The 15753-nt window shown below is 73.5% G+C and carries 10 protein-coding genes; 4 read left to right on the top strand and 6 right to left on the bottom strand.

All coding sequences use genetic code 11. From position 1 onward, the window contains the following. The first annotated feature begins 4 nt into the window (after positions 1 to 4). Complete coding sequence (locus IPQ09_01310) at positions 5 to 1303, top strand: sigma 54-interacting transcriptional regulator (GenBank protein ID MBL0192857.1); 1299 nt, start codon at positions 5 to 7, stop codon at positions 1301 to 1303. A gap of 231 nt (positions 1304 to 1534) precedes the next feature. Then, complete coding sequence (locus IPQ09_01305; protein ID MBL0192856.1) at positions 1535 to 2893, top strand: hypothetical protein; 1359 nt, start codon at positions 1535 to 1537, stop codon at positions 2891 to 2893. Between the two features lie 36 nt (positions 2894 to 2929). On the opposite strand, the gene IPQ09_01300 is transcribed toward IPQ09_01305, so the two are convergent. From IPQ09_01300 to IPQ09_01290, 3 genes are all read right to left on the bottom strand, one after another. Beyond that, positions 2930 to 4129: a hypothetical protein gene (locus IPQ09_01300; protein ID MBL0192855.1), complete on the bottom strand. Its 1200-nt coding sequence runs from the start codon at positions 4127 to 4129 to the stop codon at positions 2930 to 2932. Between the two features lie 50 nt (positions 4130 to 4179). Next, a complete protein-coding gene (locus tag IPQ09_01295; GenBank protein MBL0192854.1) occupies positions 4180 to 4974 on the bottom strand; it encodes a hypothetical protein in 795 nt (264 codons plus the stop codon). Between the two features lie 289 nt (positions 4975 to 5263). Further along, positions 5264 to 5671 carry a YbjN domain-containing protein gene (locus tag IPQ09_01290; protein ID MBL0192853.1) on the bottom strand — a complete coding sequence of 136 codons (408 nt, stop codon included), beginning with the start codon at positions 5669 to 5671 and terminating at the stop codon, positions 5264 to 5266. Positions 5672 to 5854: 183 nt separating this feature from the next. Between IPQ09_01290 and IPQ09_01285 the strand changes: the two genes are divergently transcribed. Further along, the gene (locus tag IPQ09_01285; protein ID MBL0192852.1) at positions 5855 to 7447 is read left to right on the top strand and encodes an N-acetylmuramoyl-L-alanine amidase; all 1593 of its coding nucleotides are present in this window, start codon (positions 5855 to 5857) and stop codon (positions 7445 to 7447) included. On the opposite strand, the gene IPQ09_01280 is transcribed toward IPQ09_01285, so the two are convergent. From IPQ09_01280 to IPQ09_01270, 3 genes are all read right to left on the bottom strand, one after another. After that, complete coding sequence (locus tag IPQ09_01280; GenBank protein MBL0192851.1) at positions 7422 to 8843, bottom strand: TPM domain-containing protein; 1422 nt, start codon at positions 8841 to 8843, stop codon at positions 7422 to 7424. The two genes, IPQ09_01285 and IPQ09_01280, sit on opposite strands and share 26 nt — an antisense overlap. A 143-nt stretch (positions 8844 to 8986) precedes the next feature. Continuing rightward, positions 8987 to 13201, bottom strand: a complete 4215-nt coding sequence (locus IPQ09_01275; GenBank protein MBL0192850.1) for a DNA topoisomerase 3 — start codon at positions 13199 to 13201, stop codon at positions 8987 to 8989. A gap of 186 nt (positions 13202 to 13387) precedes the next feature. Next, positions 13388 to 14344 carry a D-alanine--D-alanine ligase gene (locus IPQ09_01270; GenBank protein ID MBL0192849.1) on the bottom strand — a complete coding sequence of 319 codons (957 nt, stop codon included), beginning with the start codon at positions 14342 to 14344 and terminating at the stop codon, positions 13388 to 13390. Between the two features lie 165 nt (positions 14345 to 14509). On the opposite strand from IPQ09_01270, the gene IPQ09_01265 reads away from it, so the two are divergent. Next, positions 14510 to 15751: a c-type cytochrome gene (locus tag IPQ09_01265; protein MBL0192848.1), complete on the top strand. Its 1242-nt coding sequence runs from the start codon at positions 14510 to 14512 to the stop codon at positions 15749 to 15751. Positions 15752 to 15753: the final 2 nt, after the last annotated feature.

The following is a 15753-nucleotide window of genomic DNA, read 5'->3' as shown; positions in this document are numbered from 1 at the left end:
CAGGATGGATCGCGAGATCGAAAGAGACACGGACTTGACGGTGGAGCTGCCGACGGACGCGCTCCCGGGCGAGAGAGGCGAGTGGGTGCTCGAGGTGCATCAACGCCACGGGACGTCGGTGCTCGCGCTCGGGGAGGCGCCGTTCACGCTGGGGTCATCGAGGCGCGCGTCGCACCGGCTCGAGGATCCGATGGTGAGCGGTGTGCACTGCGAGGTCGCGCTCGCGGCCGGCCGGCTGCGCGTCGTCGACCTTGGCTCGCGCAACGGCACGTACGTCGGCCCCGCGAGGGTTCGGGAGGCGTGGGCGGGCGTCGGCGGGACCATCACTCTGGGCGAGACCCAGCTGGTGGTCCAGCGCCGCGAGCTCGATGACGAGGCTGCAGGCGAGGCGGGCGAGCCGCTGCCCCAGATCGCCGGCGGATCGCTGGCGATGCGGCGCCTGGCCGCGCGGGTGCGGCGCCTCGCCAACCGGAGCTCCCCGGTGCTCGTCTCGGGAGAGACCGGCACGGGGAAGGAGCTCGTCGCGCAAGCTCTCCATACCGAGGGCAAGCGCCGCGCGGCGCCGTTCGTGCCGGTCAACGTGGCCGCGCTCCCCCGCGAACTGGTGGAGAGCGAGCTGTTCGGCCACGAGCGCGGCGCCTTCACGGGCGCGGTCGCGCGACGGGCGGGGGCCTTTGGCGACGCGCAGCGAGGCACCCTCTTCCTCGACGAGATCGGCGAGCTGCCCCTCGACGCGCAGCCGAAGCTCTTGCGCGCGCTCGACGGGTACGAGGTGCGGCGCGTGGGGAGCGGCGGCGGGGGCGAGCGCGCCGACGTGAGGGTGGTCGCCGCGACGCACAAGGCCCTGCTCGAGGACGTGCAGGCGAGGCGCTTTCGTCGTGATCTCTACCACCGCCTCGAGGCCTTCGTGCTTGAGCTCCCGCCGCTGAGGGAGCGTCGTGGCGACGTCGCCGCCATCGCCCGCAGGCTGCTCGCCGCCCACGCGAGCGAGATCGGTCCGCGCGCGCTCACTCCCGCCGCCCTCGCGCGCCTCGCCGCGCACGACTGGCCGGGCAACGTGCGCGAGCTTCGTAACGTGCTGCTCCGCGCCGCCGAGCTCGCGGACGACGGGCGCGTCCTCACCGACGCGCACATCGCCCGGGGGCTCCGCCGGCCGCACGCACCGCGAGCGAGCCCCACGGTCAGCTACGGGCAGGCGCTCCTCGAGAAACACGGTGGCAACTTCACGGCTGCGGCGCGAGACGCGGGCATGCCGCGGACCTCGTTTCGGAAGCTCGTCGTGGGCGCCAAGGCTGGCCGCTGAACGACCGATAGCGAGGCCCTACAGCGGGCGCGTTCGAGAAGTGGACCCGCGACTACTTCACCGAGGGCTTCGGTCTCCACCGTCTGCGAGGCACCGTCCAGTATCCGGAGGCCGCGTAATGCGGCGGCACGAGAGACCACCGGTAAGCCGTGTGCGGGAAATCCGCACGCACGGTTTGAACGGGGGTTTTGCATGTGGCCACCTTCGCGTGGCAGAAAGCTGAATCTACCAATGGCCGCCCCCTTTGTGCGCTCTCCACGCTCCCGTCGGCTCCCGGCGCGGCTCGGGCTCCTCGCAGCCACACTGTCTGCGGGGGGCCTCGGCGCGTGCACGTGCGGGCGTCGTGCTCCCGTCGTCGAGGCGGTCGCGCCCCCTCCCGCGACGACCTCCGCGCCTTCTCCCGCGCGCCCGCTGTCGATGCCCTCGCTCTCCGCGCCGATCGGCGCGGTGATGTTGGCGGACGGCGCGGTGGTCCTCGCGGGCCTCGCCGTGAAGGACAAGGTCCTCCGCGTCGCGCGGGTCGAGAAGGACGAGCGCGTCGCGTGGATCACCGACGCGCTGCCGTCCGCCGAGTGGGTGCACGACTCCGACGTGAGCGTCCACCCCGCGGGCGCCGGCGTGATCGTGGCGTTCCGCGGGCGGCTCGAGGGAGGGCTGGCGCGGCAGCTCGTCCGCCTCGACTCGCGGGGCGCGCTTCTCGGGCAGCACGAAGCGGGGCGCGTGGCGTGCAGCACGCGCGCGGGGCTCTTCTGGCTCGAGGGGCGCACCGCCGCCTGGGCGGACCTAGGCGAGGGGCCCGCGCGCGCCGCGCTGCCGAGCCCCCTCACGGGCGAGCCCAGCCTCTTCTGCGAGCCCTCGCGCGCCTCGCTCATCGTCGACGACGAGGGCACGCTCTCCCGCGCGCCGCTGGGCGCCGCCGTGGGCCCGCTCGCGCCCCTCCTCTCCGAGCGAGACTTCGACGACGAGGAGCGGGAGCACGCCCTCTTTCACGGGTCGAGCGGGCCAGGGGTCTTTCGCGTGGGCGCTTCGGGGGCCCTCTCCATCACGCGCGGCGGCGCGACGCAGAAGCTCTCCGCGCGCCTCCACGACGACGACGATCTGCTCTCCGTCGACGCCGACGAGCGCACGCTCTACGCCGTCGCGACGCAGGACCACGAGGGTTGCCCCGCGGGCGAGGACGCCTCGGCGCTGCCCACGACCCGCACATCGCGGTTCTCCACCAGCGTCCACCTTCTGCGCGTCGACCTCGCCTCCGGGGAGACGACGCGAGAGGAGCTCGGCCGGGCGACCTGCGGCCACCAACCCGGGCCGTTTTTTCTCGGGAGCGTGGGCGGCCGGCACGTGCTCGCGTGGGCCGAGCGCGCCCCGACCGGGGCCCGCCGTCAGCGAGCGCCCATCCCTGCGCTGGCCGTTCGCGGGTTCGGCTCGTCGCTCGGCGACGTCACGCGACGCCGCGAGGAGCTACGCGCCGACGCGGTGGCCGACGCAGGCTGCACCGACGCGGGCTGCGCGGCGGTGTGGCTCGAGCGACCGGACGGCAAAGACGACCGCGAGCCCGAGCTCCCTCGGGTGCTCCGCTACGCACCTTGAACCGTCGAAAAAAACAATTATATTCGATGGTTGTGGCTAAAATGAGTGCCCCACCGCGACCCCGCCGCCGTCCGGTTGGACGAGCGGGTACACCCATGGGAGGAGCTTCGCCGCCGTCGTCTCCCGCTTGGGAGCGAGGAGATAGTACGCGCCTGCGAACACCACCCCCGCCGCCAGCGTGACGCCAGAGACGATCGCGAGCGTGTTGAAGGTGTTGACCGACGAGTTGTTGCTCTCGAGCTGCGCGCAGGCCTGCTTGAACTCGGCCGGGGGCGACGTGCAGATCCCGGAGGTCGACAGGTTTCGCTTGGCCGCGGCCTTGCGGATCTCGGCGGTGTTGTTCTCGGCGGAGGTGGCCGCCGACCCGCGCGCGAGGATGAAGACGACCGTGCCGACCAGCCCCGCGACGCCCACGCCGCCTCCCACGTAGACCGGCCAGAGGGTCTGCGGGGGCGCGAGCCAGTTCTTCTTCGCTGCCGGGGCGGGAGCCGCATCCTCCCCCGGCGGTGGGTCCACCTTCGGGGGGCCCGCGGGAGGCTCGACCGACGCCGCGCTCGGCGTGGGCGTGGGCGTGGGCGTAGGCGTGGGGACTGGCACCGGCACCGGGACGGGGGCCGCGGCCTGTCCGAACCTCGCCGTGGTCCGCTGGCCAGCGCGCGCCGAGACCGTGGCCGTCTCCATCGTACCGCTCGGCAGCCGTCCCTTCAGCGTGGAGGTGCCGGCGTCGATGTCGAGCGGCTCCCGCAGCGGCGTGCTCCCGAGCTTGACGTCACCGGCCGCGGTGACGAGCAAGATGTCCGTGCCTGCGGGGGCCGTGACTTCGACGCGCGCCCCTTTGGAGCGGGCGTCGGCGAGCCCCTTCTCGGCGTCGGCGCGCTGCGTCGGCGTGGCCTGGGTGGAGTCATGAATGAACTGTTGGAAATACCTCGCGGCTTCGCCCGAGTGGCCGGAGCGCAGGCAGCTCTGCGCGAGGTTGAGGAGCACCGCGGGGTGCTTCTTCAGCGCGTAAGCCTCGAGAAACGAGAGGCGCGCGTTCTCGAACTGGCCCTTGTCGAACGCGTCAACGCCCTCCTGGAACCGCGCGCGCGCGCGCTTGGTCAGCGCTTCGTCCTGCGGCGTCTGCGCCTGCGCGGCCGCACTGTGGAGGACCGGGGTCGCCGCGGCGAGCGCGACGATCCACGCGAGGGCCCGCCCGGCCGCGTGGTTGCGGAAGCGGGGAAGCGAAGGAGAGGTCATCCCCTCAAGACTACCGCGAGAATGGAGCGAGGACCGAGTTTCTCGCGCCGTCAGAACGGCGCGTCGCGCACGATGCCGCCCTTCGTGGCGGGCTTCGCGGGGGCGGGCGGGGCCGCGGGCTTCGCGGGCGGGGCCGCGGGCTTGGCGGCGGCGGGTGGGGCCGCGGGCTTGGCGGCGGCGGGCGGAGGCGCGGGCTTCGCGGCGACAGGCTCGGGTGCGTGCGGAGGAGCGGGAGCGGGCTTCGCGGCGGCGGTCGCGATGGCCTTGGTGGGCGCCGCAGGAGACGCTGTTGCAGGCTCCACCGGCGGAATGTCCGCGGTCTTCGGCGGCGGCGCAGCCACGGTGGCGGGCGCCTTCGGCTCCTCCGGCGATCCGCGTAGGGCGACCGCCGCGCCCGCGAGGACGGCGACGACGGCCGCGATCCCGAGGCCGACGAGCAGCGCTGGCCGCCCCTTCTTCCCGGCGGGCCGGTAGTCGTCTGGGAGGTCGACGTCGCTCGCGTTCACCGACTTGAAGACCGCGGTCTTCGCGACGTCGGACTCGGACATTGGGGCTGGCGGGAGCTTGACGGCGGATACGGGCAGATCGAAGGCGGGGAGAGGCGCGGACGGCTTCGCCGGCGCGTCCGCCATCATCAGCGTGTTCACGCGGGGCCTCGACTGACCGCCAGGCGGCTCCGCCGCCACAACGGGCGCCGACGCGGGGACCGTGGGCGCCGCCGCGGGGGCCTCGTCGACCTCCCAGAAGGGGCGGAAGGCGAGCGCGTGGCGGTCGAAGTCGTCCGCCGTGAGGTCGGTCGCGGGACGGTGGGGCGCGGCGTGGGTGCCGGGGGAGGCGAGGGTCATGGGTCCTTGCGAGGGGAGAGCGCGCGGCGCGCCGACGGGGTTGGAGCGGGTTTCGGCGGGCGGCGACGCACCGGGCGATGCCCCGCTAGGGTAGCACGCGAGCCCGACCGCTCAAGCGGGCGCGGGTGGCCGCTGAAGGCACTTCGAGGAACGTGGCGACCTCCACCGCGATGGACCCTAAGATGCCCTGGTTCTTGGGTGAGGCCGTCGCGAGGGCGAAGGCGCGCCGAGCCGAACCGCTCGCGCAGGGAGCTCGTTCAGCGAGTTACTACTAATCAACAGGCTGCTACTAGAGGCGCCCAGTGGGGCCGCTGAACTCGCGGCGTAGCCGGTCGTCCCACTCGTCGGCGACCTTGCCCACGGTCTGCAAGAGGTCTTCGAACTCCTCGTAGTCGAGCCCAGAGATGCGCCTGACCGCGCGCAGGTAGACCTCGTCCTTCTCCGCGTCGATCGCGAACGCCGCGTCGCTGGTGGCGAGGAACGAGAGCTCGAGGAGCTTGCGGTAGAAAGCCTCGCGTCCGGCGGTGACTACGGGTATCACGGGGGCGAGGAAGAGCAGGACCCCGTGGTCGTCCAGCACGTTGACCCCGACGCTCGCGGAGCCTCGACGCAGCTGGGTGTATCCGGTCTCGTCGAGGGGGGGAAGTGTGCATCCTTCATGGGCACTCACGAACCTATCGATGTAGGCGTCGACCATGGCGCGACCGTCCGGGAACACCTGGCCCGTCGTGCGATCGGCGAAAGTTTTTGCGCGGCTCTCTGGCGATTCGGTCACCGTGTCCTCCACCTGCACGACTCTACCAGACCTCGCGCGCGTCGCGTCGCGCGGCCTCTTCGCGGGCTCCTCGCCCGCGCCCTCACGTGGGGTTCGCTGGTCGCGGTGGGGACCTCGCTCGGCTGTGGCGGTGGTGCGCGGACCGACGCCGGGGTCGCGGAGGAGTCCGAGGCCGTCCGCGCGCGCTCTCTCTTGCAGTCGCCGGAAGCGCCCCCGCGAGCGGAGCTGCTGGGCGCGGCCGACGCCGTCGAGGCTCGCGCGACGCTCGAGGGGGCGGGCCCACGGGCGGCGATCCTGCACGCGCTCGCGGGGGCGCTCTTCGAGCGACTCTATCGGGCTGACAAGCGACCGGACGACGCGAAGCGCGCCATCGACGCCCTGCGCCTCTCGGCGCGCGATCCGGCCTCGCCCACAGCGTGCGACGCGAGCGTGCGCGCGGCGCACCTCGCGGGCGAGCTCGTCCACGACCCGACGGTCACCTACGGGGAGCTCTACCGCCTCTCTCGGCAAGGCTCCGCGTCGCCCCGCTGCCTCGAGACCCTGCGCTCGGGGCTCGCGTCGCTGCGCAGCTTTCGGCCGCCGTCGTCGGTGCTCGAGGCCATCGACCAGGGGCTGCTCAGCGAGGGCGCGCTCGGCGCCGCGCTGAGCGACGCGGGGGCCGCGAGCGCGCAGGCGGTGCAGGTCGCGCCGCGCGTCACGCGGATCGAGCAGTGGGCCGGCGAGCAAGGCGCCCGCGTGGTCGTGCACCTCGATCGGGCCGCGCGCTACCGCGTCGGAGACGACGCGATCCCCGGTCGCGCGCCCCGAACGTTCATCGAGCTCGACGGCGTGGAGCTCGCGGGAGGTGCGCAGGAGATGAAGCTCGGCGGCATCGCCACGGGCCTCCGCGCCGAGCCCACGATCACGGGGTCTCGTGTCCTGCTCGACTTGGCGGGTCCCTGCTATCGCAAGGTCTTCCACCTCGTCGAGCCGTACCGCGTGGTCATCGACATCGCGAAGAGCGCGCCTGGCGCGGGCGGTCGCGACACGCGCAAGGTGGCGCGTGTGGTGCTCGATCCTGGTCACGGCGGCCACGATCCGGGCGCCATCGGCCCAACGGGCCTGCAAGAGAAAGACGTCACCCTGGCGATCGCCCACAAGGTGGCGCCGGTGCTCGCGAAGCAGGGCCTCGGCGTCATGCTCACGAGGGACGACGACCGCTTCGTGACCCTCGAGGAGCGCACCGCGCGGGCGAACGCCTTCGGCGCAGATCTGTTCGTCTCCGTGCACTGCAACGCCGCGGAGGTGCGCGCGAAGAAGGGCATCGAAACGTACGTGCTCGACACCGCCGCGTCGGAGGTGGCGAACCGCATCGCCGCGCGCGAGAACGCCACGAGCCGCGCGGCCACCGCCGAGCTCGGGGCCATCTTGCAGAACATGCGGCTCGCCGACCAGTCCACGCGCTCGCGGCGGTTCGCGAACCTCCTGCAGCGCTCGGCGGTGGCCTCGCTCTCGGGGAAGTACGGCGACATCGTCGACGGCGGCGTGCACCCCGCGGGCTTCTACGTGCTCGTGGGCGCGCGCATGCCGGCCGCGCTCTTCGAGGTGAGCTACGTCTCGAACGCGGTCGAAGAGCGGCGCCTCGCCTCGGAGGACTACAAGGGCCGCCTGGCCGACGCGATCGCCAACGCGATCATGGCCTATCGCGAGGGGCGCTGAGCGTCGCGTCGGCTCGAGCGAGGCGAGGGCTAGGAGTGTGTCGGGAAAGACCAACGCCACCCGACCGCGACCCCGACCGCCCCGCCCCAGCGACCCCCCCCCCCCCCCCCCCCCCGACAAGAGCCCGGACCCCGCCCCCCCCCGCCGAGGCAGGGCGACTCTGCCGCCGCTCGCGCCGCCGCCCCCGGAGGAGCCGCCGCCGCCGCTGTAGCCCCCGGAAGAGCCGCCGCCGTACGAGCTCCCGCCGCCCGAGCTCGAGGAGCCGCCTCCGTACGACGAGCCACCGCCGGACGAGCCACCTGAGCCGCCGCCGCCGCCCCTCCAAGCCGCGCTTCGCCCCCAGCCAGCCGAAGAAGACGACCGCGACCACCATCGCGAGGACCAGAAACCCCCACAGGCGGTCCCCGTGCCTCTCGAAGAACCCGGGGAGCGTCGGCGCGGGGAGCGCGGCTTGAGCCTCGAGCAGCACGTTCACGATCGCCGCGTCCCGCGCCTCCGCGGTGGGCTGCCCGACTCGCGCGGCGAGCCCGCGAGAGAGGCGCTCGAACTCGTCGCGGCCGGGCCCCTCGGCCTCGTAGGCGCCGTAGCCGAAGCCTGCCGCGTCGCTCCGCCGCACGATGACGATGCCGCGGACCCCCGTGAGCCCCTTGCGGAAGGCCGCCTCGTTCGCGCCCACGATCGACGGGAGATCCGCGCGCTCCGTCTCGGGAATCACGACGACCGCGGCGGCCGCCTCTCCGCTCGCCACGCGGGCCTCGGTCTCCTTCACGTAGCGCGCACGCTCTGCCGCCGAGAAGCCCCCCGAGGCGTCCACGAAATAGCTCGTCGGGGCGTACGTTGGGACCGTCCGCGGGGTGGTCTCGGCAGCGGTCGCGGTCGGGCGCGGCTCGGCGCCGCCGTCGGGGACGAGCGGACCACCCGACATCAGCGAGGCGATCGACTCGACGCCGTCGCGGAGGCCCTCGAAGGCGTTCCCCTCTTTCAGACGAGGTCCCACGCGCTCCGACAAGATGCGCTTCGACTGGAGATCGGTGATCGCCCCTCCCGCGCCCTTGCCCGTCTCGATGCGGGTCTTGCGCTCGTTCGGGGCGACGACGAGCAGCACGCCGTCGTCCTTGCCCGCACGGCCGACCTTCCAGCCGTTGAACGCGCCGTACGCGACGTCCTCGATGCTCTCGCCGCCCAGCGAGGCCACGGTGAAGACCACGATCTCGAAGCCGCGTGCGCTCCGGTGCTCGGCGATGCGCCTCTCGAGCGTCGCGCGCTCCGCGGCGGAGAGGAGCCCCGCGCGGTCGTTCACGGCGCCTTGAATGGGCGGTGGCGTGTAGCCCCAGGCGGGCCCGGGCAGCGTGACCCACACCACCCACGCGAGGACGAACGCGAAGAAGCGACGCATCGCTGACGAGGTAAGCAGGCCGGACCGGTCGATGGAAGAAGCGAGCACTCCTCGCACGAGGCTTGCGTGTGGGCGCTGGGCTGGCCTCAATAGGTGAGACCTATGCCCCGGCACGCATGGCGCGCATGGTGGGGCCGCCGGGCTCAGCTTCGCGCGACAAGAAGAAGCAGGGCGCCGCCGTATTTCGCGCAGGTCGTGGGGCCCATCCCCGCCACCGCGAGGAGCTCCTCGAGATCGCCCGGGCGCGCCGCCGCGATTCCCTCGAGGGTGCGGTCGTTCATGACCTTGAAGAAGGGAATGCGCCGGCGCTTCGCTTCGGCCGCGCGCCACTCGCGGAGCGCCTCGGACAGCGCGGTACGCGGCGCCTCGTCGGAGCTCGCGCGGGCTCGCTTCGCCGATCCCTTCACGGAGGTCTCGCGGACTTCCGTGGCGCGCACGGCGCTCGCGTCGGCGCGGGTGCGCGTCGGCGCCCCCTTCCGCGTGGCCTTCCCGCGCGCGGAGACCTTCTTCCGCTTGGTGCGCGCAGGCGGCGACGCCGCGATCTGCAGGTCGGGTTCGTAGATGAGCGCGCGCCCGCCGCGGCCCCCGAGGTGCACGCGCTGAAACTGGATCGTCGCGCCGTCTTTCACCCACTCGTCCGTCGTCATGCGCACGGCGCCCGCCCGCGCGAGCGCGGCGAGCACGTGGTCGAGGCCGCGACGGTCGAGGGCGCCGTCGTCGAACACATCACGGAGGAGCTGGCCCACGGTCTGGCCGTCGCGCGTGCCCAGCGCTTCGAGCACGCGCCGGGCGGCGTCGGTCTCGGCGGGGCTCGGCGCGCGGAACGCCTCGGCCACGCACGCCGAGGGGGCGCACACGTCGCACTGGCCGCACGGCGCGCCGCTGTCGTGCTGATCGCCGAAGTGGGCGACGAGCGCCATCATGCGGCACGAGGGGAGATCGGCGAAGGCCCGCATCTTCGCGAGCTGCGCCTGCTTGTGGGCCCGCTGCCGGGCGTATGCGGCGCGAAAGTCGCTCGCGCCGCGGCGCACGTGGCCGTCGGCGTCGACGACGGCGCCGCCGTGCACCCACAGCTTCTCCAGCGCCTTCTCGAAGCTCGCCTCGTCGACGCCCGAGCGTCGGCGCACGGCGTCGGGCTCGCTCGGCTCGTCGCCTAGCACCCGCGCGATGCGCGAGAGCAGCTCCTCGTCGGGGTAGTCGCGCTCCAGGAAGAACTCGTGGGTCTTCGTGTCGACGAACGAGTGAAGGAGGATGGCCCGCGCTGGCGCTCCGTCGCGGCCCGCGCGGCCGATCTCCTGGTAGTAGCCCTCGACCGTCGCGGGCAGCGCCGAGTGGATGACCGTGCGCACGTCGGCCTTGTCGATGCCCATGCCGAACGCGGTCGTCGCGACGACCACGTCGAGCGCGCCTCCGAGGAAGGCCGACTGCACCTGATCGCGCGCCGCCGCGCCGAGGCCCGCGTGGTAGGCGCCCGCGCGCACGCCGCCTGTCTTCGCGCTCGCGCGCCCGCCGCCGAGCTCCTTGGCGATCGACTCGGCCTCCTTTCGGGTCGGCGCGTACACGATCGCGGGGCGTCGCTCGGCAGGCGCGAGCAGCGTGCGCACGAGCTCGGCCCGCTCGCTCGGCAGGCGCTCCACCACCTCGACGCCCAGGTTCGTGCGGCGGAAGCCGTGGATGTGGCGGCTCGGCGTCGTGAGCCGCAGCTCGGCCACGATGTCGTCTTGCACCTCGGGCGTGGCGGTCGCCGTGAGGGCGACGATGGGGGCTGGTCGCAGCGCGGGGAGCCGCTCGCCGAGCATCCGGTAGTCGGGGCGAAAGTCGTGTCCCCACTGGGAGATGCAGTGGGCCTCGTCGATCGCGATGAGCGTGGGCTTGCGCTTGGCGAGCAGCTCCGGGAACCCGGGCACGCGGAGGCGCTCGGGCGCGATGAAGAGAAAATCGAGGGTCCCGGCGAGGTAGGCGCGACACACCTCGCGCGACTCGGTGCGGGGCCTGCCCGAGTGGATGCGCGCGGCCGCGAACCCCAGCGAGGCGAGCTTCTCGACCTGATCTTCCATGAGCGCGATGAGGGGGCTCACGACGAGGGTCGTGCCGCCGCGGGCGACGCCGGGGAGCTGATAGCAGAGCGACTTTCCCGCGCCCGTGGGCATCACCAGGAGCACGTCCTCGCCTCTCGCGATGGCGCGGCACACCTCCTCTTGGTAGGGGCGGAACGACGCGAGCCCGAACGGGCCCCGCAGCAGCGTGTCGAGGTCGCTCGAGCGGGGCGCGCGCGCGTGCGCGAGAACGGTCGCGTGGGTGGCGGGAGGGTGTGCGGAGGGCGACCTGCCAACGAAGAGTGACTCCTCCTCGCGGTCGGGCTCCCGCGAGGGAGGCGCCGCGCGCGCCGGGGAGGAGGGTTGGGCCCGAGTCGGCTCTCCGAGGGGCCGCCCCGCGATGTCGGCGGAGGGCGCGCGGCCGAGCGGTGGCGAGGCGGCGTTGGTCGAGCCGACCGATGTGGCAGCCGGCTCGGCGAGCGCCGCGGCGACCACCTCCCGGACGTACGCCTCGATGTCGCGCATGAACGCGTCGAGCGTGCCCTCGCCCCGGGCGATGGCCGACAGCTTCCACTCCCACTCGCCCGTCATCGCGGGGCTCTTCACGTGGCTGTGCACGCGCTCGATGAGGGCCACGCCCTTGTCGCTGGCGACGAGCGATTTTCCGTCGCGCACGACGTACGCGCGTCGCAGCAGGGTCTCGAGGATGGCCGCGCGCGTGGCCGGGGTCCCGAGGCCGCGCTCGCGCATGGCCTGCGACAGGTCGCGCTCGTCGAGCGTGCGGCCGGCGGTCTCCATGGCCGTGAGCAGCGTGCCGTCGGTCAGCCGCGGGGGCGGGGTGGTCACCTTCTTCACGGGCGCGGCGGCGAGCACGAGCGCCGCTTGCTTCTCCTCGAGGCCGCCCGGCAGCGTGGCCTCACGCGGCCGCCGAGGTCCCTTCGGATCGCCGCCTCGCGGCTCGAGGACCTTCCACCCGACCGCCTCGATGCTCGCGCCGTGGCTGTGAAATTCGTCAGTGAATGCAACATCTTGCGAGACGACGTGGGTCGTCACGCGCGTGACCGCGACGACGTGCTCGTCGTGCCACGCGGCGAGGAGGCGACGGCACACGAGGTCGTAGATGCGTCGCTCGTCGGCGCCGAGGCGCGAAGGCGGCGACGTGTCGGTGGGGACGATCGCGTGGTGGTCGGTCACCTTCGCGTCGTCGACGAAGCGCCGGCCGAGGGGCCGCGTGGCGGTGCCTTCGGCGAGGAGCCCCGCGTACGGCGTGGCGATCGCCGCCACGATGTCCGGAAGCAGGGGCTCGTGCGACGTGGGGAGGTGCCGGCTGTCGGTGCGCGGGTAGCTGATGAGCTTGTGCTTCTCGTAGAGGTCTTGCGCGACCTCGAGCGTGCGCTGCGCGGTAAAGCCGAAGAGGCGGTTCGCGTGCCGCTGGAGCTCGGTGAGGTCGTACAGCTCCGGCGGCGGGACGCGCTTCGACTCGCGCTTGACCCGCGCGACGCTGGCCCGCCCGGCGAGCGCCCGCGCCACGATCTCGTTCGCGCGCGCGCCGTCCGCCGGGAGGCGCCTCGCCTCGCGCGAGCCCGCGCCAGCCGGCCGCCCTCGCCCCGGGGCCTCGTACGTGCCCTCGTACCGAGCAGGACGCTCCGGCGTGCCCGCGTCGAACGTCGCGACGACCTCGAGGTATTCCTCCGGCGCGAAGGCGCGGAGCTCGAGCTCGCGGGCCACCACCATCGCGAGCGTGGGCGTCTGCACGCGCCCGACCGACAGGTTGTCGTCGTCGAGGAGGCTGTAGGCGCGCGAGAGGTTCATGCCTACGAGCCAGTCCGCGCGGCTCCTCCCGCGCGCGGCGTCGGCCAGACCGTCGAAGGCGCTCGCGGGGCGCAGCCTCCGGAAGCCCTCGGCGATCGCCTCCGGCGTGAGCGCGGAGATCCAGAGCCGCCGCACCGGCTTCTTCGCGCCCGCGGCCTCGTAGATGTACCGGAAGATGAGCTCGCCCTCGCGGCCAGCGTCGGTCGCGCACACGACGTCGCGGATCTCGCGCGCGACGAGGAGCCGCCGCACGATCTCGAACTGCGACCGCGTCGCTTCCGCGACGACGAGCGGCCACTCGAGCGGCACGAGCGGCAGGTCCCCGAGGCGCCACTTCTTCCACGCCGGGTTCACCTCGTGGGGCTCGGCGAGCGCGACGAGGTGCCCGATGGCCCACGTGACGACGTGGTCGGGACCTCGAAAGCACCCTTCGCCTCGCGTGCTCGCCCCGAGGGCGAGCGCGAGATCGCGCGCGACGCTGGGCTTCTCGGCGATGACGAGCGTGGGCATGGGGACTCTCTACTCTTCCGCCGTGGGGGACGCGCCGCTAAGTGGCGAGTGGCAAGTGGCCAATGGCGCACGGCAAGTGGCAAGTCGCGTGCCGCCGCGCGCGCGCCGAGGTCTGCGAGAATGCGCGAGGAGCAGGGGAGAGCGCGTGGCCCAGGACGGCGCGCAGGGTGTCCCGGACGCCGCCGGTCAGCGGCGCCTCGCGACGGCGGCGTCGAGGAGGCACGCGACGAAGGTCTCGTGCCCGTCGGCCTCCGCCGAGAGGATGTGGTCGGCGCAGCCCTCCGCGCCGGGCGGGTAGAAGACCCCGCAGGTGGTGTTCACTTCGAGGAACCACGCGCGTCCCGACGCGTCGACGCGGAAGTCGCAGCGCGCGTAGCTCGTGCCGCCGAGGCCCTCGAAGACGACGCGGGTCACGCGGGCGAGCTCGGCGCGGAGCGCCGGGTCGTGGCAGGGGCCCCACGCGAGGCCCTCGAACGTGCGCCACTTCAGGTCGAAGTGTTTGAAGGTCTCGCCGGGCGGAAAGCGGCACGCGACGGGGCCTGGCACCCACACGGCGTCGCGGCCTTCGACGACGAGGACCGAGTACTCGTCCCCTTCGATGAACTCCTCGATCAGGGCACCCCCGGCGAGCGCGAACATCTCGCGGCCGCGCGCCACGAGGGCGTCGGCGTCGGTGACCCGAGACGCAGCCGTCATCCCCACGCTGCCCCAGCCGTCCGCGTGCTTGACGATCGCGGGGTAGGAGAGGGTCCGCCCCGCTCGCTCGAGGTCGGCCTCGGTGTGGGCGAAGACGAACGCCGGGGTGCGCACGCCGAGCTCCAACGCGCGGCGCTTCATCTGCTCCTTCGTGAGCGCGTACAGCGGCGAGCTGGGGCCGGTGAAGGCCGCGCCAGCCGCCTCGAGCGCGCAGATCACCTCGACGCCGGCGAGGTCCTCGTAGCTCATGCCGTCGCAGAGGTTGACGAACACGTCGCACCCCTCGGCCGCGAGGCGCGCCACCTCGGCGGGCGCGGTCGCCTTCCGCAGGTCGTGGAGGGTCACCTCGTGGCCGGCGAGCCAAGGCGTAGGGTCGGGGAGGGGGTCGAGGTCCGCGACCTCGGACGTGCTGCCTTCATAGCTCGAACGGAGAACTCGGATCCGCACGCGCGCATCTTCTCACGCGTACCCGCGAGCGCCCACGCCGAACGCGCGCCCCCGCGTGGCGTGGGCGCCGACGAGCGCCGGGGCCGCGACGCGTGTACTCTACGCCTCGTGGAGGCCGAGCTACCCCAGCGTCGTGGGCCCCTCCCGAGGTCGCGACGCGCACTCATGCAGTGTACACGCTTCGTCGCGTGGGCGCCGACCGTCGTCGTGACCGTCGCGCTCGCCGCCTGCGCCGGAGGCGCCGTAGAGGGGCCGCGCCCGTCGCGCGAGGTGAGCGAGGGCCCACTCGCCGCCTATCTGCACGAGCCCGCCTTTCGACGAAGGGAGCTCGAGGGCTCGCTGGTGAGCTCGACCAACGGCTACGCGCAGCGTCGCCTCGCCGCCTACACGGAGGAGCGCTGGGGCGCCCTTCCCGAGTGGAACCCGCGGACCGCGCCCGCGCGTTTTGGCGCGGCCGAGCCGTCGCGCGCGTCGCTCCGCGCCCTCTCCCTCCCGCGAGGCGCGGGCTCGCCGAGCGAGGCGGAGTTGCTCGAGCTCGGGCGCTCCGCCTTCGTCGCCTATCCGCTCCAGGTCGCCACGTACCTGCGCCCGGCGCTCGCGCGGGCCGACGCGAGCGCGCGCTACGGGCTCGATGAGCGCGACGGCGAGGTCAACGGCGTGGTGGTCGCGGAGGCCGCGGGCGGCGCGCTCGTGCACGCGCTCACTTGCGCGACCTGCCACTCGACCGTCGAAGGCGCGCGCTGGGTGCCCGGCAAGACCAACGCGCGCCTTCGCATCGATCGCCTCATCGCCGACGAGGGCGGCGGCGGCCCCGAGCCGTGGGGCCCCGGGCGGGTCGACGTGACGAGCGACGGCGTCGAGAACCCGACGGCGATCACGGATCTGCGCCCGGTTCGCTTCCAGGTGAACCTCCACAAGGCGGCCACGGTCCGCAACGGGCTCGTGCCGCTGGCGATCCGCATCGAGACCTTGTGCATCACGAGCCTCGGCGAGTCGCACCGCCCCCCGCGCGAGGTCGCGCTCGGGCTCGCGCTCTACGTGCGCAGCCTCGGTGAAGAGCTCGGGCCTCCAGAGGCCGCGGGGCGCGGCAGCGAGGTGTTCTCCCGGGAGTGTGGAGGCTGTCACGCAGGTGAGGGGCTCACGGGGCCAGCGGTGCCGCTCGGCGCGGTCCGCGGGAACGCGCCCATCCTGGAGAGCCCCGAGCGCACGACGGGCACGGCGCGCGTTCCGTCGCTCCGAGGTGTAAGCGACCGCGCCCCGCTGCTGTCCGCAGGAGAGGCGCCTTCGCTCGAGGCGCTGCTCGCCCCTCTGACGCCCGGCGCGGCGCCACGCGGTCACACGTTCGGCCAGGCGCTCTCGTCGGACGACCGCGCGAGCCTGCTCGCGTATCTGCGCGCGCTCAAGTAGCC

Source organism: Myxococcales bacterium, from assembly GCA_016720545.1.
Lineage (GTDB): Bacteria > Myxococcota_A > Polyangia > Polyangiales > Polyangiaceae > JAAFHV01.
This window is presented reverse-complemented; position numbering and strand designations above follow the sequence as displayed.